The organism is Micromonospora sp. NPDC005298 (assembly GCF_040607375.1).
Classification (GTDB): domain Bacteria; phylum Actinomycetota; class Actinomycetes; order Mycobacteriales; family Micromonosporaceae; genus Micromonospora.
Genome location: NZ_JBEXGP010000002.1, coordinates 293,275 through 315,286 on the forward strand (window position 1 = coordinate 293,275; position 22,012 = coordinate 315,286).

20 protein-coding genes, 1 tRNA gene and 1 other RNA gene are annotated in these 22,012 nt (G+C 72.6%); 16 read left to right on the forward strand and 6 right to left on the reverse strand.

Annotated elements, in window-relative coordinates:
* The first annotated feature begins 12 nt into the window (after nucleotides 1-12).
* The 4 genes from ssrA to ABZS77_RS06015 all read left to right on the forward strand — a co-directional run bounded on the left by ssrA (nucleotide 13) and on the right by ABZS77_RS06015 (nucleotide 2,760).
* Nucleotides 13-388: a transfer-messenger RNA gene (ssrA, locus tag ABZS77_RS06000) on the forward strand.
* Between the two features lie 101 nt (nucleotides 389-489).
* Nucleotides 490-1,137 (forward strand): hypothetical protein, encoded by a 648-nt coding sequence (locus ABZS77_RS06005; protein WP_354817932.1) that lies wholly within the window; start codon nucleotides 490-492, stop codon nucleotides 1,135-1,137.
* A gap of 111 nt (nucleotides 1,138-1,248) precedes the next feature.
* Nucleotides 1,249-1,761 carry a hypothetical protein gene (locus tag ABZS77_RS06010; RefSeq protein WP_354817935.1) on the forward strand — a complete coding sequence of 171 codons (513 nt, stop codon included), beginning with the start codon at nucleotides 1,249-1,251 and terminating at the stop codon, nucleotides 1,759-1,761.
* A 45-nt stretch (nucleotides 1,762-1,806) separates the two neighbouring features.
* Nucleotides 1,807-2,760 (forward strand): hypothetical protein, encoded by a 954-nt coding sequence (locus tag ABZS77_RS06015; RefSeq protein WP_354817938.1) that lies wholly within the window; start codon nucleotides 1,807-1,809, stop codon nucleotides 2,758-2,760.
* Nucleotides 2,761-2,772: 12 nt separating this feature from the next.
* Here the strand turns inward: ABZS77_RS06015 and mdlC are convergent, their stop codons facing one another.
* The gene (gene mdlC / locus ABZS77_RS06020; RefSeq protein WP_354817941.1) at nucleotides 2,773-4,368 is read right to left on the reverse strand and encodes a benzoylformate decarboxylase; all 1,596 of its coding nucleotides are present in this window, start codon (nucleotides 4,366-4,368) and stop codon (nucleotides 2,773-2,775) included.
* Nucleotides 4,369-4,489: 121 nt separating this feature from the next.
* A complete protein-coding gene (locus tag ABZS77_RS06025) occupies nucleotides 4,490-5,290 on the reverse strand; it encodes an S-methyl-5'-thioadenosine phosphorylase (protein WP_354817944.1) in 801 nt (266 codons plus the stop codon).
* A 172-nt stretch (nucleotides 5,291-5,462) separates the two neighbouring features.
* Here ABZS77_RS06025 and ABZS77_RS06030 point away from each other — a divergent pair, with 172 nt between their 5' ends.
* Entirely contained in the window at nucleotides 5,463-6,053 is a 591-nt protein-coding gene (locus ABZS77_RS06030; RefSeq protein ID WP_354817947.1) for a YqgE/AlgH family protein, read from the forward strand.
* An 88-nt stretch (nucleotides 6,054-6,141) separates the two neighbouring features.
* Nucleotides 6,142-6,214 (forward strand) — tRNA-Ala (locus ABZS77_RS06035).
* A 78-nt stretch (nucleotides 6,215-6,292) separates the two neighbouring features.
* Here ABZS77_RS06035 and ABZS77_RS06040 read toward each other — a convergent pair.
* Nucleotides 6,293-8,359, reverse strand: coding sequence for a cellulase family glycosylhydrolase (locus tag ABZS77_RS06040; protein WP_354817950.1), 2,067 nt, complete (start codon nucleotides 8,357-8,359; stop codon nucleotides 6,293-6,295).
* 376 nt (nucleotides 8,360-8,735) lie between these two features.
* Nucleotides 8,736-8,858, reverse strand: a complete 123-nt coding sequence (locus tag ABZS77_RS06045) for a 50S ribosomal protein L36 (RefSeq protein WP_030490864.1) — start codon at nucleotides 8,856-8,858, stop codon at nucleotides 8,736-8,738.
* A gap of 139 nt (nucleotides 8,859-8,997) precedes the next feature.
* Here ABZS77_RS06045 and ABZS77_RS06050 point away from each other — a divergent pair, with 139 nt between their 5' ends.
* Nucleotides 8,998-9,897: a lytic polysaccharide monooxygenase gene (locus tag ABZS77_RS06050; protein ID WP_354817953.1), complete on the forward strand. Its 900-nt coding sequence runs from the start codon at nucleotides 8,998-9,000 to the stop codon at nucleotides 9,895-9,897.
* A 9-nt stretch (nucleotides 9,898-9,906) separates the two neighbouring features.
* On the opposite strand, the gene mgrA is transcribed toward ABZS77_RS06050, so the two are convergent.
* Nucleotides 9,907-10,902 (reverse strand): L-glyceraldehyde 3-phosphate reductase, encoded by a 996-nt coding sequence (gene mgrA / locus ABZS77_RS06055; RefSeq protein ID WP_354817956.1) that lies wholly within the window; start codon nucleotides 10,900-10,902, stop codon nucleotides 9,907-9,909.
* A gap of 70 nt (nucleotides 10,903-10,972) precedes the next feature.
* On the opposite strand from mgrA, the gene ABZS77_RS06060 reads away from it, so the two are divergent.
* The 8 genes from ABZS77_RS06060 to ABZS77_RS06095 all read left to right on the forward strand — a co-directional run bounded on the left by ABZS77_RS06060 (nucleotide 10,973) and on the right by ABZS77_RS06095 (nucleotide 19,566).
* Nucleotides 10,973-11,953 carry an aldo/keto reductase gene (locus ABZS77_RS06060; RefSeq protein WP_354817959.1) on the forward strand — a complete coding sequence of 327 codons (981 nt, stop codon included), beginning with the start codon at nucleotides 10,973-10,975 and terminating at the stop codon, nucleotides 11,951-11,953.
* Entirely contained in the window at nucleotides 11,950-12,456 is a 507-nt protein-coding gene (locus ABZS77_RS06065) for a hemerythrin domain-containing protein (protein WP_354817962.1), read from the forward strand. Before ABZS77_RS06060 ends, ABZS77_RS06065 begins: the two co-directional genes overlap by 4 nt.
* A gap of 55 nt (nucleotides 12,457-12,511) precedes the next feature.
* Nucleotides 12,512-13,756, forward strand: coding sequence for a histidine kinase (locus ABZS77_RS06070; RefSeq protein ID WP_354817964.1), 1,245 nt, complete (start codon nucleotides 12,512-12,514; stop codon nucleotides 13,754-13,756).
* A complete protein-coding gene (locus ABZS77_RS06075) occupies nucleotides 13,753-14,403 on the forward strand; it encodes a response regulator transcription factor (RefSeq protein WP_354817967.1) in 651 nt (216 codons plus the stop codon). Before ABZS77_RS06070 ends, ABZS77_RS06075 begins: the two co-directional genes overlap by 4 nt.
* Before the next feature lie 76 nt (nucleotides 14,404-14,479).
* Nucleotides 14,480-15,556, forward strand: a complete 1,077-nt coding sequence (locus ABZS77_RS06080; RefSeq protein ID WP_354817970.1) for a hypothetical protein — start codon at nucleotides 14,480-14,482, stop codon at nucleotides 15,554-15,556.
* Between the two features lie 56 nt (nucleotides 15,557-15,612).
* Nucleotides 15,613-17,118, forward strand: coding sequence for a sigma 54-interacting transcriptional regulator (locus ABZS77_RS06085; protein WP_354817973.1), 1,506 nt, complete (start codon nucleotides 15,613-15,615; stop codon nucleotides 17,116-17,118).
* Nucleotides 17,119-17,120: 2 nt separating this feature from the next.
* Entirely contained in the window at nucleotides 17,121-19,073 is a 1,953-nt protein-coding gene (locus ABZS77_RS06090; protein ID WP_354817976.1) for a VWA domain-containing protein, read from the forward strand.
* Between the two features lie 28 nt (nucleotides 19,074-19,101).
* Nucleotides 19,102-19,566, forward strand: a complete 465-nt coding sequence (locus ABZS77_RS06095) for a hypothetical protein (protein ID WP_354817979.1) — start codon at nucleotides 19,102-19,104, stop codon at nucleotides 19,564-19,566.
* A 73-nt stretch (nucleotides 19,567-19,639) separates the two neighbouring features.
* Here ABZS77_RS06095 and ABZS77_RS06100 read toward each other — a convergent pair whose 3' ends face one another.
* Nucleotides 19,640-20,647, reverse strand: a complete 1,008-nt coding sequence (locus ABZS77_RS06100; protein WP_354817981.1) for a helix-turn-helix domain-containing protein — start codon at nucleotides 20,645-20,647, stop codon at nucleotides 19,640-19,642.
* Between the two features lie 53 nt (nucleotides 20,648-20,700).
* On the opposite strand from ABZS77_RS06100, the gene ABZS77_RS06105 reads away from it, so the two are divergent.
* Nucleotides 20,701-22,005 (forward strand): MFS transporter, encoded by a 1,305-nt coding sequence (locus ABZS77_RS06105; RefSeq protein ID WP_354817984.1) that lies wholly within the window; start codon nucleotides 20,701-20,703, stop codon nucleotides 22,003-22,005.
* Nucleotides 22,006-22,012: the final 7 nt, after the last annotated feature.

Below are 22,012 nucleotides of genomic sequence, written 5' to 3' on the forward strand. Positions count from 1 at the left end.
GCGGCCTGTCGAGGGGGTGACTGGTTTCGACTTCGTACGCAGCGACAGGGGAAGCGAGCCGAGGAAGCCGACGTCGTCTCGAGAATCGGTCGTCGGAAACCAATAAGCGCCAAGAACAATCGCGCTGACTTCGCTCTCGCCGCCTGAGGCGAGTAGCTAAGTCTGTCGGCCTGGGAACGCCTTCGTCCCAGTAGCCGGCATCAGCTAGAAGGCTGGCCAATCGGACCCGGTCGCGGGGTCCGTGCGGCGAGATCAATCAGCGACTGGGCCCGTCACACCAACTTGCTCGCGTGAGCGGTGGGGCCGAGTAGAGGCACAGCGAGCTGCGCTCGGAGAAGCCCTGACAAACCGGCGAAGGACCCGGGTTCGATTCCCGGCACCTCCACCACCTCGAGCGAAGCGCCCCGGCCCCACGGCCGGGGCGCTTCGTCGTGCCGGGGGACGTCGAGCGTCACCTGGCGTCCGGCGACGCTCCACTACGCTGCCGCTGTGACGAACCAGGAGCTGCGTCTGTCGGTCGGCGCGTCACCCGGCCAACGCGCGGTCGCGGTGGTGGCCGGTGTCCTCGTCGCGGCCGTCGGCGCGGCGTTCGTGCTGGTGCCCCTCATCGCCGGCGGGCTGCTGCGCCGGCTGACCGGCCCGGGCGACGCGTTCTCCTCCTACGAGGAGGCCCGCGACCTGCCGCCCGGGATGCTGCCCCCGGCGCTGCGCGACTCCGGCGGCGCGGACGGGCCCAGCCCGTTCGTCGGGCTCTGCGGCCTGCCGTTCGTCCTGCTCGGCGTGTACCTCGTCCTGCGGGTGCTCCGCACGGCCGTGTGGCTGGACGGCAGCCGGGCGCGGGTACGGGGTGCGCTCCGGACCCGCACCGTCGACCTCGCCACCGCCCGGATCGACACCGGCGCGGCGCCGCACCGTGGGGTGGGAGACTCCGACCGGATGCGGAGCGTCATCGCCACGTCGAACGGGCAGCGGGTCACCGTCCCGCTGCGCGGCATGGGGCTGGCCACGCTGCCCCCGTCCGAGCTGTTGGCGCTCGCCGACGCGATCACGGCGGGCCGACCGGCCGGCGGACGGGACGGCGACGCGCACTCGGTCGCCGCGCACCTGCGCCGCCAGGCGGCCCGCGACCAGCACTGAGGACGCCGGGACGCCTGGGGCGCCTGGGGCAGATGAGGCGTACGGCGACCCTGGACAAGGACACGGCCCGCGGTTCACCATCGGCGTATGGGATAGAGCGCGGGAGGCGCCATGGCCACCGGACCGGTCCAGCAGCAGTCACTCGTCGCCCGGCGGTCCGCCGCGCACCCCCATCCGACCGGGCTTCCCGATCCGTACCCCCTCGGTCTGCCCGGTGAGCCCCGGCCCGCCGGGCTCGCCGGCGACGTGCACGCCCTCGCCCGCGCGGTCGCCCTTCCGACGACCGAGCCGCGCTGGCGCGACGACCTGCTGCTGCGTCTGCGCCCGGTCGGGCACCGCTTCGCCGAGCACGTCCGGGTCACCGAAGGCCCGACCGGTCTCTACCGCGAATTGCTCACCCACTCGCCCCGGCTGCACCACGCGGTACGGCTGTTGACCCGTGAGCACGGCGCGATCGTCGCCACCCTCCTGGCCGTGCAGCGGCTGGCGGAGGGCTCCGACACCAGCCCCGACGAGGTACGGCACCGGGCCGGGTACCTGCTGCGGACGCTGGCCCGACACCGACGGCGGGGCGCCGACGTGCTCTGGCAGGCGTACCAGATGGATCTCGGCGGCGAAACCTGACCGCCCATCGGGGAACCGGGGTGTCGACGGACGCGTCGTACCGGCATGCGTCGACCGGCCCTGCTGCTCGTCCTCCCCCTGCTCATCACGGTGGGCTGCGCCCCGACGGACGCCGGCCCGGCGGTCGGGTCCGGCGACCCGCCGCAGCGGTCGGCGGCGTTCGACGAGCGGGCCGCCGAGATCGCCGAGGCGTGGCGACCCGACGCCGCGTGGCGCAGCGGGTACGTGCCGTTGCAGGGTCCGACCGTGCTCGTCGGCGATCCGCGCTTCACGCCCGACACCGAGGCGGCGTTCCGGGCCGGCTGGTACCGGGAGCAGGTCCCGATCCCGCCCACCCGGGTCGGCGGGGAGATCCGGTTCCCGGACGGCGCACTGACCGTGCCGTTGGTCAGCGCGGCCGAGGCGTACCGGCAACTCGACCAGGGCGACCCGGAACCGTGCCCGGGGCGGCCGAAACGGCCTGGGCGTCCGAGTCCGGGCGGCCCCACAGTCGAACCAGGACCGGACGGCTGGGTCACCAACGCGCCCCGGACGGCCTGCCTCGCGCTGACCGTGACCGGCGTGAAGTTCGGGACCGTACCGGTCCGCACCAGCCGGGGTGAGGCCCAGGTGCCGGCCTGGCTGTTCACCGTCGAGGAGCTGGCGACCCCGGTGGCCCGGCTCGCCGTCGCGTCGACGGCGGTCACGCCGGTCCCCACACCCGCCATGCCGTCCCGGCCGCTGCCGGACGGGCTGGTCGCCGCCCAGGACCTGGCCGCTGTCGACGGTGCGCGGCTGACCGTCCGGCTCGGAGTCGGCGCCTGCGACACCGGGATCACCCCGCTGGTACGGGAGGGGCCGGACGCCGTGGTGGTGGGCGGTGGCGTCACACGGGCCACCGGAGTCTGCGTCGACCTGCTCAAACTCGAACCGGTCACGGTGACCCTCGCGGCGCCGCTGGGCACCCGCCCGGTGCTGGACGTCGGCACCGGCGCCCCGCTGTCGATCGTCCCGCGCTGACGGGCGGGCCGGTCAGAGGATGCTCGGCACGTCGGTGCTGATCGGCACCGGCAACACGGTGGGACGGTCGGCGCGCAGCCCGGCGGTCAGGGCCGCGCCGAGCTGGTCGGGGGTCTCCACGACCTCGGTGGCGCAGCCGTAGCCGGCCGCGATCGCCGTGACGTCCAACCCCGGCAGGTCCAGCCCCGGCACCCCGGGCGTCTCCTTCAACTCGGCGAACGCCTTGAGGATCGCGTACTGCTGGTTGACCGGGACGACGACCACGACCGGCAGTGACAGGCGCGCGGCCGTCCACAACGCCTGCACCGAGTAGTGGAACGAGCCGTCGCCGATCACCGCCACCACCGGCCGACTCCGGCCGGTGTCCCGCTCGGCCAGGGCCACGCCGACCGCGGCCGGCAGCCCGTAGCCGAGGCCGCCGCTGGCCATCGTGAAGTACGAGGCCGGTCGGGTGATCCGCAGCCGGCGGCGTAGCGCGGTCAGATTGGACGGTGACTCCTGCACCAGCACCCCGTCGGCCGGCCAGTGTCCGGCCAGCGCGGCGAACAGGGCGTCGGCGGTCAACGGTGTGCCGATCTCCGGTGCGCTCGGGGTGGCCCGGGGTTCCGGGGGAGTCCGGTCGGCCTGCGGGATCAGGTCGAGCAGCGCGGCGAGGGTCAGCCCCGGGTCGCCGAGCAGGCTGTCGCCGACCGGGGCTCGCGCGGCCTCGTCCGGGTCGTCGGTGACGTGCAGCAGACGGGTACCGGGGGGCAGGTGCTCACCCGGTACGTGCGGGTAGTAGCGGAACACCGGGGCGCCGACCACCAGCACGGTGTCGTGCCCGCTCAGCGCCTCGGCCAGGGGGCCGATCGCGAACGGCAGCACGCCGCGGAAGTGCGGGTGGTCCTCCGGGAAGACGGCCCGCTCCGGCGCGGGTGCCGACCAGACGGGTGCGGCCAGCCGCTCGGCCAGCGCGACCGCCTCCGGCCAACTGCCCGAGCGGTCCACCCCCGGCCCGAACACCAGCGCCGGGGCGCGGCTGTCGGCGAGGACCCGGGCGAACTCCGCCAACCGCTGCGGGTCCGGCCCGAACCGGGTGGCCACCGACCGTGCCCCGGGTGTCGGCTCGCCGGGCTGGGCCCAGTCGTCCATGGGCAGCGACAGGAAGACCGGACCGGCCGGGGGTTGCACAGCGGTCGCGTACGCCCGCAGCAGCGCGGCCGGGATGTCCTGCGCCCGGGCCGGCTCGTAGGCCCACTTGACGTACGGCTGGGGTAGTTCGGTGGCGCGACGGCTGGTCAGTCGCGGCTCGAGCAGCAGCATCTCCCGGGTCTGCTGACCGGCCGTGACGATCAGTGGCGTCTTGTTGTGCCAGGCGGTGACGAGGTTGCCCATGCCGTTGCCGGTGCCGGGCGCGGTGTGCAGGTTGACGTGCGCGGGGATGCCGGCGGCCTGGGCGTAGCCGTCGGCCATCGCGACAGCCGTCGCCTCGTGCAGGGCGTGGACGTAGTGGAAGTCGGCCGGGAAGTCCTGGAGGAACGGCTCCTCGGTCGACCCGGGGTTGCCGAAGACGGTGGTCATGCCGAGGGCGCGGAGCACGTCGTACGTCGCGTCCCGAACCGTTGCCATCGCCGCCGCCTCCGTCTCGCGCGCAGGGACGACCGTGGTCGCCCTCCCGATCAACCGAATCTATCGGGATGTGACGGACCTTTCGGGCGTTTCCCGGGCGCTCTGGTCGCCGGCCCCCGGCTCAGAGCAACGCGAACGGCACGGTGATGCCGTCCAACGCCCGGCCGCAGGCGCAGTCCCGGGCGGCCGGGAGCGCCGCCAGGGCGTCCAGCAGCACGTCCCGCAGCCGGTCGGTGTTCGCGGCGAAGACCCGGAACACCTCCTCCTGGGTCACCGAGTCGCCCACCTGCACCCCGGCGTCCAGGTCGGTGACCAGCGCGATCGACGAGTAGCAGAGGGCCAACTCGCGGGCGAGGACCGCCTCCGGATGGCCGGTCATGTTCACGACAGTCCCGCCGATCGAGGCGAACCAGCGCGACTCGGCACGGGTGGAGAACCGCGGACCCTCGACCACCACGACCGTGCCGCCGTCCACGGCCGCCACGCCCCGACCCGCGGCGGCATCCAGCAGCGCGCGCCGGCCGTGCGGGCAGTACGGGTCGGCGAACGGCACGTGCACCGCTCCCCGGTCGTAGTAGGTCTGAGCCCGGCCGCTGGTCCGGTCGATCAACTGGTCCGGCACCACGAACGTGCCAGGCCCCAGCTCGGGGCGGAGTCCACCGACCGCGCAGGGGGCGAGGACCTGGCGTACGCCCAGGGAACGCAGCGCCCAGAGATTCGCCCGGTACGGGATCAGGTGCGGTGGATATCGATGGTCCCGACCGTGCCGGGGCAGGAACGCGACCCGCCGCCCGGCCACCTCGGCGATCGTCACCTCGTCCGACGGTGGCCCGTACGGGGTGTCCAGCTCATGCGCGGTGCCGTCGAGGAACGCGTACAGGCCTGACCCACCGATCACCGCCACGTCCGCCGTCGGCGTCATCGAGCCTCCGTCCCAACTGTCCGATCACCTGCTGGTCAGACCTTAGCCAGCGCCCGGGACGCAGGCTATGGTGCCAGGCATGGCGTTGACAGCGCGGCTGATCCCGATGCACCGTGCGGATCCGGTGGTTGGCGGATCCCCGGTGCGGGCTCACGGTTGACGGGTGTGTGGGATGCAGGGAGAGGGCCAGGCGATCGGCGGACGCGCGATGGAGTCGATGACCGGGCGGCTGCTGGTCGCGACTCCGGCGCTCAAGGACCCGAACTTCGACCGTACGGTGGTGCTGCTGGTCGCCCACGAGCCGGGCGGCGCGCTCGGTGTGGTGCTGAACCGGGCCACCGAGGTGCCGGTCGCTGACGTGCTCGGTGACTGGAGTGACCTGGCCCGCCACCCGGCGGTGCTCTTCGAGGGCGGCCCCGTGCAGCCCGACTCGGCCATCTGCCTGGCCCGCATGCGCCATCCGATGCGCCGGGTCAAGGGCTTCCACCAGGTCTCCGGGGCGGTCGGCACGATCGACCTGTCGGTCGACCCGGAGCGGCTGCGGGAGAGCATCGGCGGCATCCGGGTGTTCGCCGGCTACTCGGGCTGGGGCGGCGGGCAGTTGGAGCAGGAGATCGAAGACGGCTCCTGGTTCGTGCTGGACGCGCTGCCCGGCGACGCGTTCGTCGACCGTCCGGACGATTTGTGGCCGATGGTGCTGCGCCGGCAGGGCGGGATGATGGCGGCAGTGGCCCACTTCCCCCCGGACGTGGCGCTGAACTGACCCGGCGGTGGTGGCACCCCCGCGAGATGACCATGCCGGCCGGTCTGTGTATAGTTTCCCAGTGCCCGGGCGACCGGGACGACAGCAAGGGGCCGTGGCGCAGCTGGTAGCGCACCACACTGGCAGTGTGGGGGTCAGGGGTTCGAGTCCCCTCGGCTCCACCTTGCGGACGCGGGTCAGCGCCCCGGTTGATGATCATCAACCGGGGCGCTTTCCTGTTGTCTGGCCGGCCCGCGCGCTCAGGCGGGGCTGCCAGTCACGGACGTGCCGGCCTTCGTCACCCGGTAGGTGATCTGCGTCCCGCTCCAGAAGTGGAACGTGAGGGTGACCGTGCCGTCGTTGACCTCGGCGAAGAACTCCGGCTTCATGATGATCGTGTTCGCGGTGTAGTCGGGTTGGAAGGTGCTCCAGAACTCCTTGTACGAGGTCCAGCTGGCCGGCCCGGCGGCGCTGCCGTCGGCGTACTTCGCCTCCATGGTGGCGAGCTGGTCGCCGCGGAACTGGGTCGGGATGGTGAACGAGCTGGTCGTGCCGTTTGCCGCCGACTGGGTCGGTGGGTCGTACGAGATGACGTTGATCGGCCAGGGCACGCCCTGCGAGAAGACCGCTTCGAGTGTGGCGTTGACGCCCGGTGCGCGGTTGCCGACCAGCCGGGTGACGGCCGCGCCGGTCAGGGTCAGCGTGTTGCCGGACACGGTGTAGTCGGTGCCGCTGGTCAGCGCAGTGCTGCCGTGCCGCAGGCTCCGGAACGAGGCGCCGTTGAGGTTCAGGGTGAGGGACCTGGCGGTGATGGAGCCGCCACGGGGTACGTAGATCTGGTCCGACGACGCGGTGGCCGAACGGGTGGTCCAGCTCGCCTTCATCAGCGCGTACAGGCCGGGGTCGCGCCACTGGAGGTCGTTGCGGTTGAGGAACGAACCGGCGTCCCACAGCATGGTGGTGAGCTTGCGGGTCCGGGCGTGGTAGCCGACGGCCTCGACGTACTTGAGCAGTTCGCCGCGTTCGATGATGCCCGGCCGGGTGTAGTCGTAGCTGAGCAGCGCCCACTCGCCGACGATCACCGGGATGCCCTTGGCGACGAAGGTGGTGGCCACCCGGTCGAACCCGTCGACCATGTCCTGTTCGACGTTGGCGTCGTAGCGGGTGCCGCCGGCGATGTTGACGCTGAACGGCCACCAGCCGTAGAAGTGGACGGTCGCCGCGATGTTCCGGTCGCCCAGCTGGCTGATCGTGGTCGACAGCGCGTCGAGCTGCGCCTGGTTGGAGTTGGTGTACAGGGTGGGCAGCACGAGCAGCCGGCCGGTGTTGTTCCCACCGGACTGGCGGACGAGACGGACGAACGCGACGTTGAGTTCGCGCAGCAGCTCGTCGCTCTGGGCGTCACCGGACGTGCCGGTGAACTGTGGCTCGTTGATGCTCTCGAAGGTGAGCTTCGACGAGTGGTTGCGGAACGTGGTGGCGATCTGGTTCCACAGCGCGGTGTAGCGGTTCATCACGGTCGTCCGGTCGCCGGGATAGCCGTTGATCCACTGCCAGGAGTCGTGGTGCAGGTTGACAAGCACGTACAGCCCCTCGGCCAGTGCCCAGTCGACCACCTGGCGGACCCGGGCCAACCAGACCGCGTCGATCGTGTACGCCGGGGCGGGGCCGTGGTGGTTGCTCCAGGTGATCGGGATTCGGATGCTGTTGTAGCCCTCCGACTTCACCTTCCGCAGCAGGGCCTGGGTCACCAGCGGGTTGCCCCACGCGGTCTCGTCCGGGATGGCGTCGAGGGTGTTGCCGAGGTTCCAGCCCGGCTGCATCGCTGCCACCGTGGCCATGGCGTCGCCGCTCGGCGGCGGGGGATCGGTCGGCGTCGGGGTCGGCGTCGGGGTGCCCACGCTGCCGGTGCAGGTGATCCCGTTGAGCGCGAACGACGTCGGCGCCGTGTTCCCACCCGTCCACGAGCCGTTGAAGCCGAAGGAGACGCTGGCGTTCGTGGCGAGGGCGGCGTTGTAGCTCAGGTTCCGCGCGGTGACCTGGTCGCCCGACGAGGTGACCGTCGCGTTCCACGCCTGGCTGACCCGTTGGCCGGACGGGAACGTCCAGGTCAGGGTCCAGCCGTTGACCGCGTCGCCGAGGTTGGTGACCTTCACGTCGGCGGTGAAGCCGCCCTGCCACTGCGACGGCACGGTGTAGGCGACCTGGCAGCCGGCCGCCGCCTGGGCGTTGCCGGCGACCATCAGGCCCGCCGCCAGCAGCGTGAGCACTGCGCCGACGACGAGACCGACCCGTCGGCGCGCTGTTCGGATGTACTGCGGATTCATCTGGGGCAACTCCTCGCCAGGATGGCGTCCGGGTGGTGGATACGGAGGTCCTGACGACTGTGTGACGTCGCCGGATCCGTCGTGGAGTCGGCTCCCGGTGAATCGGGCGGTCAGCCTCACCCGGCCGCGTGCGAAGGCGACCAGGGTGCCCGGAGTGACCAGTGGGGTGCCCGTGGACCGTGTCAGCGGCCGGCGCGGGTGGGTGAAGCGTGGAAGCGTGCCCTTCGCCTCTGCGGGGACGGTAGCTGTTACCGCCGACAGTGGCAAGACATCGACGTACGTAATTGGATGGGTGTACGGCGCGGCACACGAGAACGCCCTGACCGGAGTGGCCCGGTCAGGACGTTCGTCGACTGTATATCCGATAAGTGGGTTATCAGCCCTGGCGGCTCTTCCACTGCGGGTTCGCGCGGTTCACCACGACCACCCGGCCACGACGGCGGACCACCACCGAACCCGGCTTCTGCTTCAGCGCACGCAACGAGCTACGTACCTTCATCTCTGCCTCCTCGGCCTGGGGGTCTGGCCTGAATTCGTGCCGCCTATCGGAACGCCGCGGCCGGTGCCACGATTCCCGACCAGCCGACGTCGAACCTTTGACCCTCCGCGCCCGTACCACTGCCCGGGAGGTCAACGCCATGACCATGCGCCAAGTGCTAGCCGCCGTGCTGGTCGCTGCCGTGACCGTGCCGCTGACCGGCACGCCCGCCGCCGCCCACGGCGCCCCGACCGACCCGATCAGCCGCGCCGCCGCCTGCGGACCCCAGGGCCGGCACGCGGCGACCGCCGCCTGTCGGGCAGCCGTCCGGGCGGGCGCCGCCGTACGCGAGTGGGACAACGTACGGGTCGCCGCGATCAACGGCCGGGACCGGGAGCGGATTCCGGACGGCGAACTGTGCAGCGGGGGACTGTCCGCGTACCGGGGACTGGACCTGCCCCGGACCGACTGGCCGTCCACCGAGCTGACCCCGGGCGCGACGTTCACCTTCCGGTACCGGACCACGATCGAGCACCGGGGCACCTTCCGGCTCTACGTCACCCGCACCGACTACGACCCCCGCGAGCGGCTCACCTGGTCGGACCTGGAGACCCGCCCCTTCCTCACGGTGACCGACCCGCCGGTACGGGCCGAGGCGTACCAACTGGCGGGCCGGCTGCCGACGGGCCGCGAGGGTCGACACCTGATCTACACGATCTGGCAGAACTCCAACACCCCGGACACCTACTACTCCTGCTCGGACGTGGTCTTCCGCAAGGCGAAGAGCGGTGCGGCGAAGAGCGCGCCCGCTGCCGCGCGTACCGCCGCCAGCCGGCCGGCCGCCACCGAGCCGCCGGTCGCGGCGGCCGCCGACCCGGGCGTGCCGGTGGCGTCGGTGACCGACCTCGGCGCCCGGTGGCCGGTGCTGGCCGGCGCTGCCACCGTGCTGCTGCTGGCGTTGCTGATCACTGCCGGCTGGCGACGCCGGAGCGTCGCGGCGCCGGCCGGGCGGCAGTGCGGGGTCCGCAACCACCGGGCCGGTCGACGCCGGATCTGGTGACCCGGGCGCTCAGCCCAGCAGACCGTCGATCTCGGCCAGTTCCTCGGCGGTGAAGTCGAGGTTGTCGAGCGCGGCGATGTTCGTCTCCAACTGCGCGACGCTGCTCGCCCCGATGATCAGGCTGGTCATCCGCGGGTCGCGCAGCGCCCAGGCCAGCGCGAGCTGCGCGAGCGACTGGCCGCGCCGCTCGGCGACCGCGCCGAGCCCCCGGATGGTGGCCATCTTCTCGTCGCTGAGGTCACTCTCGTTGAGAAAGACGCTGGTCCGCACCCGCGAGTCGGCCGGGATGCCGCCCAGGTAGCGGTCCGTCAGCAGGCCCTGGGCCAGTGGGCTGTACGCGATGCAGCCGGCGCCGACCTGCTCCAGCGTGTCGAGCAGGCCGTCGTCCTCGGTCCAGCGGTTGAGCATCGAGTACGCCGGCTGGTTGATCAGCAGCGGCGTGCCCAGCTCACGCAGGATCGCGGCGGCCCGCCTGGTCTGCTCCGAGTTGTAGTTGGAGATACCCACGTAGAGCGCCTTGCCGGAGCGGACGATGGCGTCCAGCGCGCCCATCGTCTCCTCCAGCGGCGTGTCCGGGTCGAACCGGTGCGAGTAGAAGATGTCGACGTAGTCCAGCCCCATCCGGCCCAGCGACTGGTCCAGCGAGGAGATCAGGTTCTTGCGCGAACCCCACTCGCCGTACGGGCCGGGCCACATCAGGTAGCCGGCCTTGCTGGAGATGACCAGCTCGTCGCGGTACGGCCGCAGGTCGGTGGCGAGCATCCGGCCGAAGTTCTCCTCCGCCGAACCGGGCGGTGGGCCGTAGTTGTTGGCCAGGTCGAAATGGGTGACACCCAGGTCGAAGGCGCGCCGGACGATGTCGCGCTGCCTGTCGAACGGACGGTCCGGTCCGAAGTTGTGCCACAGCCCGAGGGAGACGGCCGGCAGCCGCAGACCACTGCGTCCGCTGCGCCGGTAGGTCATGGTGTCGTAGCGGTCATCCGCGGCGAGGTAGGTCACGATCATGAGCCTAGCTCCGGCCGGTGCTGCCGGAGATCGGGCGTGGAAACCCGGACAGCGGGGTAGTTTCGACGCCATGCGGTTCATCACGCTCGACACCCCCAAACCCTTGTCCAAGATCGGGCTGGGCACCTGGCAGTTCGGCTCCCGGGAATGGGGCTACGGGTCGGACTTCGAGCGGCAGGCGGCGCAGATCGTCCGGCGGGCCGTGGAGTTGGGCGTGACGGTGTTCGACACCGCCGAGATCTACGGCTTCGGGCGCAGCGAACGGATCCTCGGCGCGGCCCTCGGCGACGACCGGCCCAAGGTCACCGTCGCCACCAAGATCTTTCCGGTGGTGCCGGTGGCCGCCGTGGTGCAGCAGCGGGCGGTCGCCTCGGCGGCCCGACTCGGCGTCACCAGCATCGACCTCTACCAGGTGCACCAGCCGAACCCGCTGGTCGCCGACCACACCACCATGCGCGGGATGCGCGTGTTGCAGGACGTCGGCCTGGTCACCGAGGTCGGTGTGAGCAACTACGGGCTGCGCCGCTGGCAGGTCGCCGAGGCGGCACTCGGCCGGCGGGTGCTCAGCAACCAGGTCCGCTACAGCATGCTGGACCGCGCCCCCGAACAGGACCTGCTGCCGTACGCGCGGCAGACCGGCCGGGTCGTCATCGCGTACAGCCCGCTGGCACAGGGTTTCCTCTCCGGCCGCTACGACGCCAAGAACCCGCCCTCCGGCGCGGTCCGGCGGGCCAACCCGTACTTCCTGCCGGAGAACCTGGAACGCGGCGCCACCCTGATCGAGACGCTGCGCCAGGTCGCCGACGCCCACGACGCCACCCCCAGCCAGATCGCGCTCGCCTACCTGCTGCGCCACCCGAACGTACTGGCCATCCCCGGAGCCTCCGGGGTGGAGCAGATGGAACGCAACGCCGCCGCCGCGGACATCGACCTCGCCGACGACGAGTACGCGGCGCTCGCCGAAGCCGCGAAGAGCTTCCGGCCGATCACCGGCCTCGCCGCCATGCCCGCCATGCTGCGCGCCCGGTTCGCCGGCACGACGGGAAAGTGAGCACAGTGGACGACATCACCGCACTGATCCTGGACGACCACGCCGCCTTCCGGCGCGGCTTCGCCCGCCTCGACGACGCCCGCGACGAGCAGGAACTGCTCGCCATCTGGGACGCCCTCGCCCTGCACCTGGACATCCACGCGGAGGCGGAGGAGGCGATCCTCTACCCGCACCTGGTCAAGCACGGTGACGACGGCGAGGACGAGACAGCCGACGCGATCGGCGACCACAACAAGATCCGCGACGCCATCGCCGAGTCGAAGCTGCACCCGGTCGGCTCGAAGCCCTGGTGGGAGGCGGTCGGCACGGCCCGCCGGGAGAACAGCGAGCACCTGGCCGAGGAGGAGGACGAGGCGCTGCCCGACTTCCGCCGGCACGCCAGCTTCGAACTGCGCGCCGAGTTGGGCCAACGCTGGCTGACCTTCTACGGCGAACACAAGAACGGCCGCGACCTGCCGTTCCGTGACAAGGACCCACAGGGGTACGTCGCCGACCACCGCTGAGATATCCCCGGCACGGGGGAGTCGCCCGGTCCGTCACCGGCAGCAGAATGACCAGGTGAGCGTCCGAGCCGCACTGGCCCCGCTGATCGCCGGCACCACCTGGCGACGCGGCGTGTTCCTGCTGCTCGGCGGTGTGCTGGCCCTGCCGTACGGTGTCCTCGCGGTGACCTTCGCGCAACTGCTCACCGACTCGACGATCCCCCGCCCACTCGTGTACGCCCTGCTGGTGATCGCGGCGCTGATTGCCGTGGTGCCGCTGCTGCTCGACGGCAGCCGGGCGCTGGAGATCGCCGCCGTACGGGCGCTGCTCGGCGTCGACCTGCCCGACCCCGCGCCCGGGCACCGGGGCGACCGGGAGAGCCGCCTGCGCAGCGCCCTCTGGATCGCCACGCACCTGATCGTCGGCGCGCTGGTGGTGATCGCGCTGTTCAGCGCCCTGCCGATGGCGTTGGCGTTCATCGCCCAGCAGTTCGGTGTGGGCGCCGAACTGACCAGCCAGGAACGGTTCGGGCCGCTGGACGGACGGGACAGCGGTCTGTTGACGCTGACCGGGGTGGCGCTGCTGGTCGGCCTCGGCTACGCCGTCGCCGGGCTCGGCGCGCTTGCCGTCTCGATGGCGCCGGTGCTGCTCGGCCCCGCCCAGGCCGAGCGGATCGCCGCGCTGGAGGCGCGGGCCACCCGACTCGCCGAACGCAACCGGCTGGCCCGGGAACTGCACGACTCCGTCGGTCACGCCCTGACCGTCGCCACCCTCCAGGCCGGCGCGGCCCGCGAGATGCTCGACACCGACCCGGAGTTCGTCAGGCGTGCGCTCACCGCCATCGAGGAGGTCGGCCGGACCGCGATGGACGAACTGGACCACGTGCTCGGGCTGCTCCGCGAGACCGGCGGCGACGGACCCACGGCCGCGCCGCAACGTACCCTCGCCGACCTGGACCGGCTGGTCGCCGACACCCGCGCGGCCGGGCTGACCGTGCACGAACGGCGCGTCGGCGACCCGGCGCGACTGCCCGCGATCGTCTCCCGGGAGGGCTACCGGATCGTCCAGGAGGGACTGACCAACGCCGCCCGATACGGCCACGGGCCCGTGACCCTGCGCCTGGACCTGCGGCCGGACGCACTGGAGCTGGAACTGGTCAACACGATGAGCCGCCCCGACCGGGCCGACACGGGGCGGTCCGGTCGGGGCCTGGACGGAATGCGGGAACGGGTACTGCTGCTCGGCGGTCGACTCACCGTCGGGCCGGACGGCGACCGCTGGCTGATCCGGGCCCGCCTGCCCTACGAGGACACGCGATGACCACCGGTGTGCTGATCGTCGACGACGACGAGCTGATCCGGGTCGGGCTGCGGGCCATCATCGACGCCCAACCCGACCTGCGGGTCCTCGCCGAGGCCGCCGACGGCGCCGAGGTACCACCCCTGGTCGCCCGGCACCGCCCCGACGTGGTGCTGATGGACGTGCGGATGCCCGGCATCGACGGCATCCAGGCCACCCGGCACCTGCTGGCCACCTCCGCCGACCCGCCCCGGATCCTGGTCGTCACCACGTTCGCCAACGACGAGTACGTCTACGAGGCGCTGCGCGCCGGCGCCTCCGGGTTCCTGCTCAAACGGGCCCGACCCGCCGAGGTGGTGGAGGCCGTCCGGGTCGTCGCGGCGGGGGAGTCGCTGCTCTTCCCGGCCGCCATCCGCCAGCTCGTCGGGGCGTACGGGCCGGCCGGCGGTGACCGGCTACGCGCCTTCCGGCTCACCGAACGGGAGGCCGAGGTGCTGCGGTTGATGACCACCGGCCGGTCCAACCCGGAAATCGCCGAGCACCTGGTGGTCGGGGTGGAGACGGTCAAGACGCACGTCGGGAACGTGCTGGCCAAGCTGGGCGTCCGGGACCGTACGCAGGCCGTGATCGCCGCCTACGAGTCCGGCTTCGTCACACCGTCCCGCTGACCGGTCCCCCACCCGGGGGAGCGGGTTCACCGCAGGCCGGGAGGGAATCGCCAGGCCGCCGGTCGACGCTGAGAGCATGACGACGATCACCGCATCCCGACCGCGTTCCGACTCCCGCTGGCCCGACCGGCTCGCCCCACTGGCCGCCGCCTGGCTCGGCCTGTGGGGCGTACTCGCCCTGGTCGCCACACTCACCGGCGCCGGCTATCCGTTCGGCGCGAACGACACGCACGGCGGCGACGTCAACCTGCTGCGCCTGGTGCCGGTGGACCTGGCCACCCCGCTCTTCGCCGGCGTCCTGCTCACCGCCGCGGTGGCCGCCCTGGCCATGAGCCGCCCGGCGGTCCGCCCGCCCGGCCCGCTGCGGGCGCTGCTCGCCGGCTACGCCTGGGCGGTGGCGTTCGGACTCGCCGTGGTCGTCCCGGACGCACGGGTGCTGATCGTCCTCGGCTACCTGCCGATCCTGATCGTCGGCGCGCCGTTCGGCTGGCCACCCGTCGACTACTCCGACGTCTTCAACTGGGCCCTGTTCGGCCGGTTCGCCGCGCTGGCCGGCGGGCTGCTGCTGGCCGGGGCGGTGCTCGCCTGGCAGCGCCGCACCGCCGGGGCCTGCGTCGGCTGCGGCCGGGACGACACCGACCGGGGCTGGACCACCCCGGCCGCCGCCGCCCGCTGGGGTCGGTGGGCCGCCGGCATCGCGGCGGTGATTCCGCTGACGTACGCGGTGACCCGCTTCGCCTGGGCGGCCGGCATCCCGCTCGGCATCTCCCGCGAGTTCCTGACCGAGATGCAGGACACCGGACTGGTCTGGGCCGGGTTCGGGCTGGGCGCCTTCGCCACCGTCGGCGCGATCCTCACCCTCGGCCTGGTACAGCGCTGGGGTGAGCGGTTCCCGCGCTGGATGGTCGGGCTCGCCGGACGCCGGGTGCCGGTGCTGCTGGCCGTGGTGCCCGCCACCCTGGTCGCCATCGCGGTGACCGCGGCCAGCCTGGGGCTGCTCAGCAACCCCAAGTTCTGGGAGCTCACCGGCGGGGTCAGCCTGACCGGGGCGCCGATGCTGCTCTGGCCGCTGTGGGGAGTGGCGCTCGCCGCGGCGACCCTCGCGTACCACCTGCGCCGCCGCGGGGCCTGCGGGCGTTGCGGCCGGGGCTGAGGATGGCGATGGGGTGCCCCCCGATGCCCGGGGCACCCCGGCGAATGTGAGCTAGCGTGGGTCGGGTGACTGCGCCTACCCCGGTAATCCCGGTTCCACCGGCCGACCTGCCCGGCACGCTCGGCGCGCTACGGGCGGCCGGTCACCAGTACCGCACCGTCAAGCAGGAACTCCGCGACAACCTCCTGGCCCGGATGCGCTCCGGCGAGCCCCGTTTCCCCGGCATCGTCGGCTACGACGACACAGTGCTGCCCGAGGTCGAGCGGGCCCTGCTCGCCGGGCACGACATGGTGCTGCTCGGCGAGCGCGGCCAGGGCAAGACCCGTCTGATCCGCTCCCTCGGCGCGCTGCTCGACGAGTGGACCCCGGTCATACCCGGCTCGGTGCTCAACGAGCACCCGATGCACCCGCTCACCCCGGCGTCCCGCGCCCAGGTCGCGGAGGCTGGCGACGACCTGCCGGTCGGCTGGCTGCACCGCTCGATGCGCTACGGCGAGAAGCTGGCCACCCCGGACACCAGCGTCGGCGACCTGATCGGTGACGTCGACCCGATCCGGATCGCCCAGGGCCGTACCCTCGGTGACCCGGAGACCATCCACTTCGGGCTGGTACCCCGCACCAACCGGGGCATCTTCGCCGTCAACGAGCTGCCCGACCTGGCCGAACGCATCCAGGTGGCCCTGCTCAACGTGCTGGAGGAGCGGGACATCCAGGTTCGCGGCTACCAGCTGCGCCTGCCACTCGACCTGCTCCTGGTGGCCAGCGCCAACCCGGAGGACTACACCAACCGGGGCCGGATCATCACCCCGCTCAAGGACCGGTTCGGCGCGGAGATCCGTACCCACTACCCGGTCGACCTGGACCTGGAGCTGGCGCTGATCCGGCAGGAGGCCGACCTGGTCGCCGACGTGCCCGAGCACGTCCTGGAGGTGCTGGCCCGGTTCGCCCGCGCGGTGCGCGAATCGCCGTCGGTGGACCCGCGCTCCGGCGTCTCCGCCCGGTTCGCCATCGCCGCCGCCGAGACCGTCGCCGGTGCCGCGCTGCGTCGTGCCGGCCTGCTCGCCGCCTCCGCCAAGGTGTTAGGAGGGGGCCCTTCTACAACGGAAAGCGATAACAAGGGGCCCTTCCTTGCAGCTGAGGCGGCGGTGGCGCGTGTCGGCGACGCGATGTCGGTGACCTCCACCCTGCGCGGCAAGGTGGAGTTCGAGAGCGGCGAGGAGGGGCGGGAGGTCGAGATCCTCGCCCACCTGCTGCGGACCGCGACCGCCGACACGTTCCGGGCGCACCTGGCCGGGCTGGACCTGTCCGGCTTCACCGCCCTGGTCGACGACGGCACGGCCATCGAGACCGGCGAGCTGGTCAGCGCCGCCGAGCTGTTGCGCCAGGTGGGCACCGTACCCGGGCTGGCGAAGGTCCTGGACCGGCTCGACCTGGGCGACGCGCCCACCCCGGAGGAGGCCGCCGCCGCCGTCGAGTTCGTGCTGGAAGGACTGCACCTGACCCGCCGGCTCGGCAAGGACGTCACCGACACCGGGCGCACCGTCTACGGCGGCCGGGGCTGACCGTGGCCGGCAACCGGTTCCGGTACGGGCAGTGGAACGGCGGGCCCGACCCGCTCGCACCCCCGTACGACGTACGCGAGGCTGTCGACGCGGTCGGTGCCGAGGTGCTGGCCGGCGGCAGCCTGCGCGAGGCGCTGCGTGACCTGCTGCGTCGTGGCCCGCAGGGGCGTGGCGGGCTCGACGACCTGGCCGCCCGAGCGCGACGGCTGCGCCGCGAGGCACTGCGCCGTGGCGATCTCGACGGCGCGGTGACCCGCGCACAGGCGCTGCTCGACCAGGCCCTCGCCGCCGAACGGGACGAACTGCGGGGCCGCGACGACGACGCCGCGCGGTTCGCCGAGTCGGTGCTGGACAACCTGCCCCGCTCCACGGCTCGGGCGGTGGAGGAGCTGTCCGGCTACCAGTGGGCCAGCGACGAGGCCCGCCGGTCGTACCAGCGGATCCTCGACCAGCTCCGCGACGACGTGCTCGGTCAGCGCTTCGCCGGGCTGCGTGACGCGGTCCGCGCGTCCGCCGACCCGGCCGCCCAGCAGCGGCTCGCCGAGATGATGGGCGACCTGAACGACCTGCTGGCCCGGCACGCCCGCGCGGAGGACACCACCGACGCGTTCGCCGAGTTCATGCGCCGGCACGGCGACTTCTTCCCGGAGAAGCCGGAGACCGTCGACGAGCTGATCGACGTGCTGGCGCGCCGCTCGGCGGCCGGCGAACGACTGATGAACTCGCTGTCGGAGCGGCAGCGCGCCGAGCTGGCCGGCCTCATGCAGCAGTCGCTCGGCGACCGCCTCGCCGGGGAGCTGTCCGCGCTCGACGCGAACCTGCGGTCGTTGCGGCCCGACCTGCGGTGGGGTCGTGGCGAGCGGGTGCGCGGCGACCAACCGTTGGACTACGGCGACGCGGCCGGCGCGCTCGGTGAGATCGGCGAGTTGGACGACCTGCTGGACCAGCTCGACCAGGAGCACCCCGGCGCCACCCTGGACGACGTGGACGTCGACGCGGTGGCCCGTACGCTCGGCCGGGACGCGGCCGACGATGTGCGTCGCCTGCGCGAGCTGGAGCGCGAGTTGCGTCGGCAGGGCTGGGTGAGCCGGGACGCGGACGGGCTGACGCTGAGCCCGAAGGCGCTGCGCCGGCTCGGCGGTACCGCCCTGCGGCGGGTCTTCGCCGACCTGACCGCCGGTCCACGCGGCCAGCACGACCTGCGGTCGGCGGGTGCGGCGGGCGAGGTCAGCGGCGCGTCCCGCCCCTGGGAGTACGGCGACGAGCAGCCACTGGACGTGGTCCGCACGCTGACCCGGGCGGTCCGCCGGGCCGGTCCGACCGTTCCGCTGCAACTGGCGGCCGACGACTTCGAGGTGGTGGAGACCGAGAAGCGCGCCTCGGCCGCGGTGGTGCTCTGCGTCGACCTGTCGTACTCGATGATCTCCCAGGGGCGTTGGGGGCCGATGAAGCAGACGGCGCTGGCGTTGGCGCACCTCATGGAGACCCGATTCCCGCAGGACGCGTTGCAGATCGTGGGCTTCGGCCGGGAGGCGATGACACTCACCCAGCAGGAGCTGGCGGCGGTGGAGCCGGACATGCAGCAGGGCACCAACCTCCAGCACGCGTTGCGGCTGGCCGGGAGGCATCTGCGCCGGCACTCGGACGCCGAGCCGGTGGTGCTGGTGGTCACCGACGGTGAGCCGACCGCGCACCTGGACCCGGACGACGGGGAGGCGCTGTTCCACTGGCCGCCGCTGCCGGAGACCATCGAGGCGACCGTCCGGGAGGTGGACCGGCTGAGCCGCTACGGCGCCACACTCAACCTGTTCATGCTCGGCGACGACCCGGGCCTGCGCCGTTTCGTCGACGCGGTGGCCCGCCGCAGCCGGGGCCGCATGTTCACCCCCGACACCGACGACCTCGGCGAGTACGTGGTCAGCGACTATCTCCGCTCCCGCCAATCCCGCCGCTAACTCCCGCCGGGGCGGGTTGACTGGGTGGATGGACAGTGGAGGTTTGCGGCGGGCGTACGGCGGTGTGTTCGCCGAGCTTGGCGCGGGGGAGTTCGAGGCGGCTCCGCAGGGGCAGCTCAGCGCCGAGCAGATCGTGGCGCATCTGGTCGCCAACGACGAGCTGATGGTCCAGGCCACCGAGGCGTTGCTGGCGGGATCGCCGTTCGCCTACTACGAGCTGGAGGAGGACATCCACCGTCCGCAGCTCGACGCGCTCGTCGCCGAACAGGGCGGCCTGCGCGGCCTCACCGCGTTGCTGCACGGCACCAGCGAACGTCTGTGCGGGCTTGTCGACCAGCTCGGCCTGGCCGCCGAGACCCCGGTCGAGACCCACCTACGCGAGGGCTTCGACCTGGTCGTCGACGAGCCGCTGCCCTGGTCCCGCACCCTCGACCTGCACGCCCGCGTCCACCTCCCCAAACACCAGGCCCAACTGCACATGCTCCACCCCTGACCCGCCCCCCCTGTCCCGCTGATCTTGCACGGCCCAGGGCAGTCCGACGACCGCAAGTGCAAGGTCGGCGGGGTCAGGTTTCTGCCAGCTCCCGGCGGGGGTGGAAGGTGCGGCGGTAGGTGGACGGGGCTACGCCGATGCGTTGGTGCAGTTGCTGGCGCAGGGCGGCGGTGGTGCCGAAGCCGCAGCGGCGGGCGATCTGGTCCACTGTGAGGTCGGTCGTCTCCAGCAGCAGCCTCGCGTGGTCGGTGCGCTGTTGCAGCAGCCACTGGGCCGGGCTCAGGCCGGTCTCGGAGCGGAAGCGCCGGGTGAAGGTGCGCACGCTCATCCTCGCCTGCTCGGCCAGGTCGCGCAGGGCGATCGACTCGTGCAGCCGCTGCCGGGCCCACTCGCGGGCGGCGGCGGTGCTGGCGTCGGTGGCCTTCGGCACCGGCCGTTCGATGTACTGCGCCTGGCCGCCGTCCCGCCAGGGTGGCATGACGCAGCGGCGGGCCGCCCGGTTGGCCACCTCACTGCCGTGGTCGAGGCGGATGACGTGCAGGCAGAGGTCGATGCCGGCGGCCACCCCGGCCGAGGTGAGCACCTGCTCGTCGCCGATGAAGAGCACGTCGGGGTCGAGGTCCACCCGGGCGTGGAGCCGGCGGAACTGTTCCGCGTACGCCCAGTGGGTGGTTGCTCGACGGCCGTCGAGTAGCCCGGCGGCTGCCAGCACGAATGCGCCGCTGCAGATCGACATGATCCGGGTGCCCCGTTCGTACGCTGACCGCAGTGCCTCGGCCACCTCGGGTTCGACGGTGCCCGAGGTCAGCGCGCCGCCGTCGTGGATGCCGGGGACGATCACCGTGTCGGCGGTGTCGAGCAGTTCCAGCCCGTGGTCGGGGAGCAGCTGGAAGCCGGCGGTGCTGCGGACGGGCTGCCCGCCGGGGGTGCACACCCGTACGTCGTAGTAGTGCGTCCCGTCGGCGGCGCGGGCGGTGCCGAAGACCTGCGCGGGGGTGCCGAGGTCCAGGCCGACGACGTGGTCGAGGGCGAGGACGGCGATCCGGTGCGGTCGTACGCTCATGGCCCGATTATTGCGCATGATGGCTTTCCGGCCACTCGTGGTGACCCCACGTCGCTGCCCAGACTGGTCCCGTGACCAAGAACCGCCGTCTGCACCCCGCCTGGCTCGTGGCCACCGTCGCCTTCGTGGCGCTGGTCGGCGCCGCCGGCTTCCGGGCCACCCCGTCGGTGCTGCTGCACCCGCTGCACGAGGAATTCGGCTGGCCGTTGGCCACCATCTCGGCCGCCGTCTCGGTCAACCTGCTGCTCTACGGGCTCACCGCGCCGTTCGCCGCCGCCCTGATGGACCGGTTCGGCATCCGCCGGGTGGTCTCGGTGGCGCTGCTGCTGGTGGCCGCCGGCAGCGGGTTGACCGTCTTCATGACCGCGAGCTGGCAACTGTGGCTCTGCTGGGGTGTGCTGGTCGGTCTGGGCACCGGTTCGATGGCGCTGGCGTTCGTGGCCACCGTCACCGGTCGCTGGTTCGTGCGCCGCCGAGGGCTGGTCACCGGGGTGCTGACCGCCGGCGGGGCGGCCGGGCAACTCGTCTTCCTGCCACTCATCGCCGTGCTGGTGCGTGACCACGGTTGGCGCACGGCGGCACTCGTCGTGGCCGGGGCCGCGCTGGTGGTCGTACCCCTGGTGGTGTGGCTGCTGCGCGAACACCCGGCGGATCTCGGCCTGCCCGCCTACGGCGCGACCGAGGTCGTGGCGGCGCCGCCGCCGGCCGGCGGCGCGGCGGCCCGGGCGCTGGGTGCGCTTGCCGCCGCGGCCCGGACCCGGCCGTTCTGGCTGCTGGCGGGTGGGTTCGCGATCTGCGGCGCGACAACGAACGGCCTCGTGGGCACCCACTTCGTGCCGGCCGCGCACGACCACGGCATGACCGAGACCACCGCAGCGGGGCTGCTCGCGCTTGTCGGCCTGTTCGACATCGTGGGCACGATCGCCTCCGGCTGGCTGACCGACCGGGTGGACAGCCGGCTGCTGCTCGGCGCCTACTACGCGCTGCGGGGGTTGTCGCTGCTGGTGCTGCCGAGCCTGTTCAGTGGCAGCGCCCGGCCGAGCATGCTGGTGTTCATCGTCTTCTACGGCCTGGACTGGGTGGCCACGGTGCCGCCGACGGTGGCGCTGTGCCGGGAGTACTTCGGTGGCGCGGGAGCGGTGGTGTTCGGTTGGGTGTTCGCCGCGCACCAGCTCGGGGCGGCGGTCGCGGCGACGGGTGCGGGGCTGGTCCGGGACCGGCTCGGCGACTACGCACTGGCCTGGTACGTCGCCGGCGGCCTGTCGATCGGCGCCGCCGGGCTGTCGCTGGTGCTGCGCAGCAGGCCGGGTCGGGCGGTGCCGGACGCCGTCCTGGCCGCCGCGACCGCACCCCGGGCCTGGAGCTACCGGGGCTGAGCGGGCC

What these genes read in the sequence shown, in the direction of transcription:
- ABZS77_RS06010 (WP_354817935.1), top strand. Translation starts at nt 1,249, where the DNA reads ATGGCCACCGGACCGGTCCAGCAGCAGTCACTCGTCGCCCGGCGGTCC.
- ABZS77_RS06015 (WP_354817938.1), top strand. Translation starts at nt 1,807, where the DNA reads ATGCGTCGACCGGCCCTGCTGCTCGTCCTCCCCCTGCTCATCACGGTG.
- mdlC (WP_354817941.1), bottom strand. Translation starts at nt 4,368, where the DNA reads ATGGCAACGGTTCGGGACGCGACGTACGACGTGCTCCGCGCCCTCGGC.
- ABZS77_RS06025 (WP_354817944.1), bottom strand. Translation starts at nt 5,290, where the DNA reads ATGACGCCGACGGCGGACGTGGCGGTGATCGGTGGGTCAGGCCTGTAC.
- ABZS77_RS06030 (WP_354817947.1), top strand. Translation starts at nt 5,463, where the DNA reads ATGCAGGGAGAGGGCCAGGCGATCGGCGGACGCGCGATGGAGTCGATG.
- ABZS77_RS06040 (WP_354817950.1), bottom strand. Translation starts at nt 8,359, where the DNA reads ATGAATCCGCAGTACATCCGAACAGCGCGCCGACGGGTCGGTCTCGTC.
- ABZS77_RS06045 (WP_030490864.1), bottom strand. Translation starts at nt 8,858, where the DNA reads ATGAAGGTACGTAGCTCGTTGCGTGCGCTGAAGCAGAAGCCGGGTTCG.
- ABZS77_RS06050 (WP_354817953.1), top strand. Translation starts at nt 8,998, where the DNA reads ATGACCATGCGCCAAGTGCTAGCCGCCGTGCTGGTCGCTGCCGTGACC.
- mgrA (WP_354817956.1), bottom strand. Translation starts at nt 10,902, where the DNA reads ATGATCGTGACCTACCTCGCCGCGGATGACCGCTACGACACCATGACC.
- ABZS77_RS06060 (WP_354817959.1), top strand. Translation starts at nt 10,973, where the DNA reads ATGCGGTTCATCACGCTCGACACCCCCAAACCCTTGTCCAAGATCGGG.
- ABZS77_RS06075 (WP_354817967.1), top strand. Translation starts at nt 13,753, where the DNA reads ATGACCACCGGTGTGCTGATCGTCGACGACGACGAGCTGATCCGGGTC.
- ABZS77_RS06080 (WP_354817970.1), top strand. Translation starts at nt 14,480, where the DNA reads ATGACGACGATCACCGCATCCCGACCGCGTTCCGACTCCCGCTGGCCC.
- ABZS77_RS06095 (WP_354817979.1), top strand. Translation starts at nt 19,102, where the DNA reads ATGGACAGTGGAGGTTTGCGGCGGGCGTACGGCGGTGTGTTCGCCGAG.
- ABZS77_RS06100 (WP_354817981.1), bottom strand. Translation starts at nt 20,647, where the DNA reads ATGCGCAATAATCGGGCCATGAGCGTACGACCGCACCGGATCGCCGTC.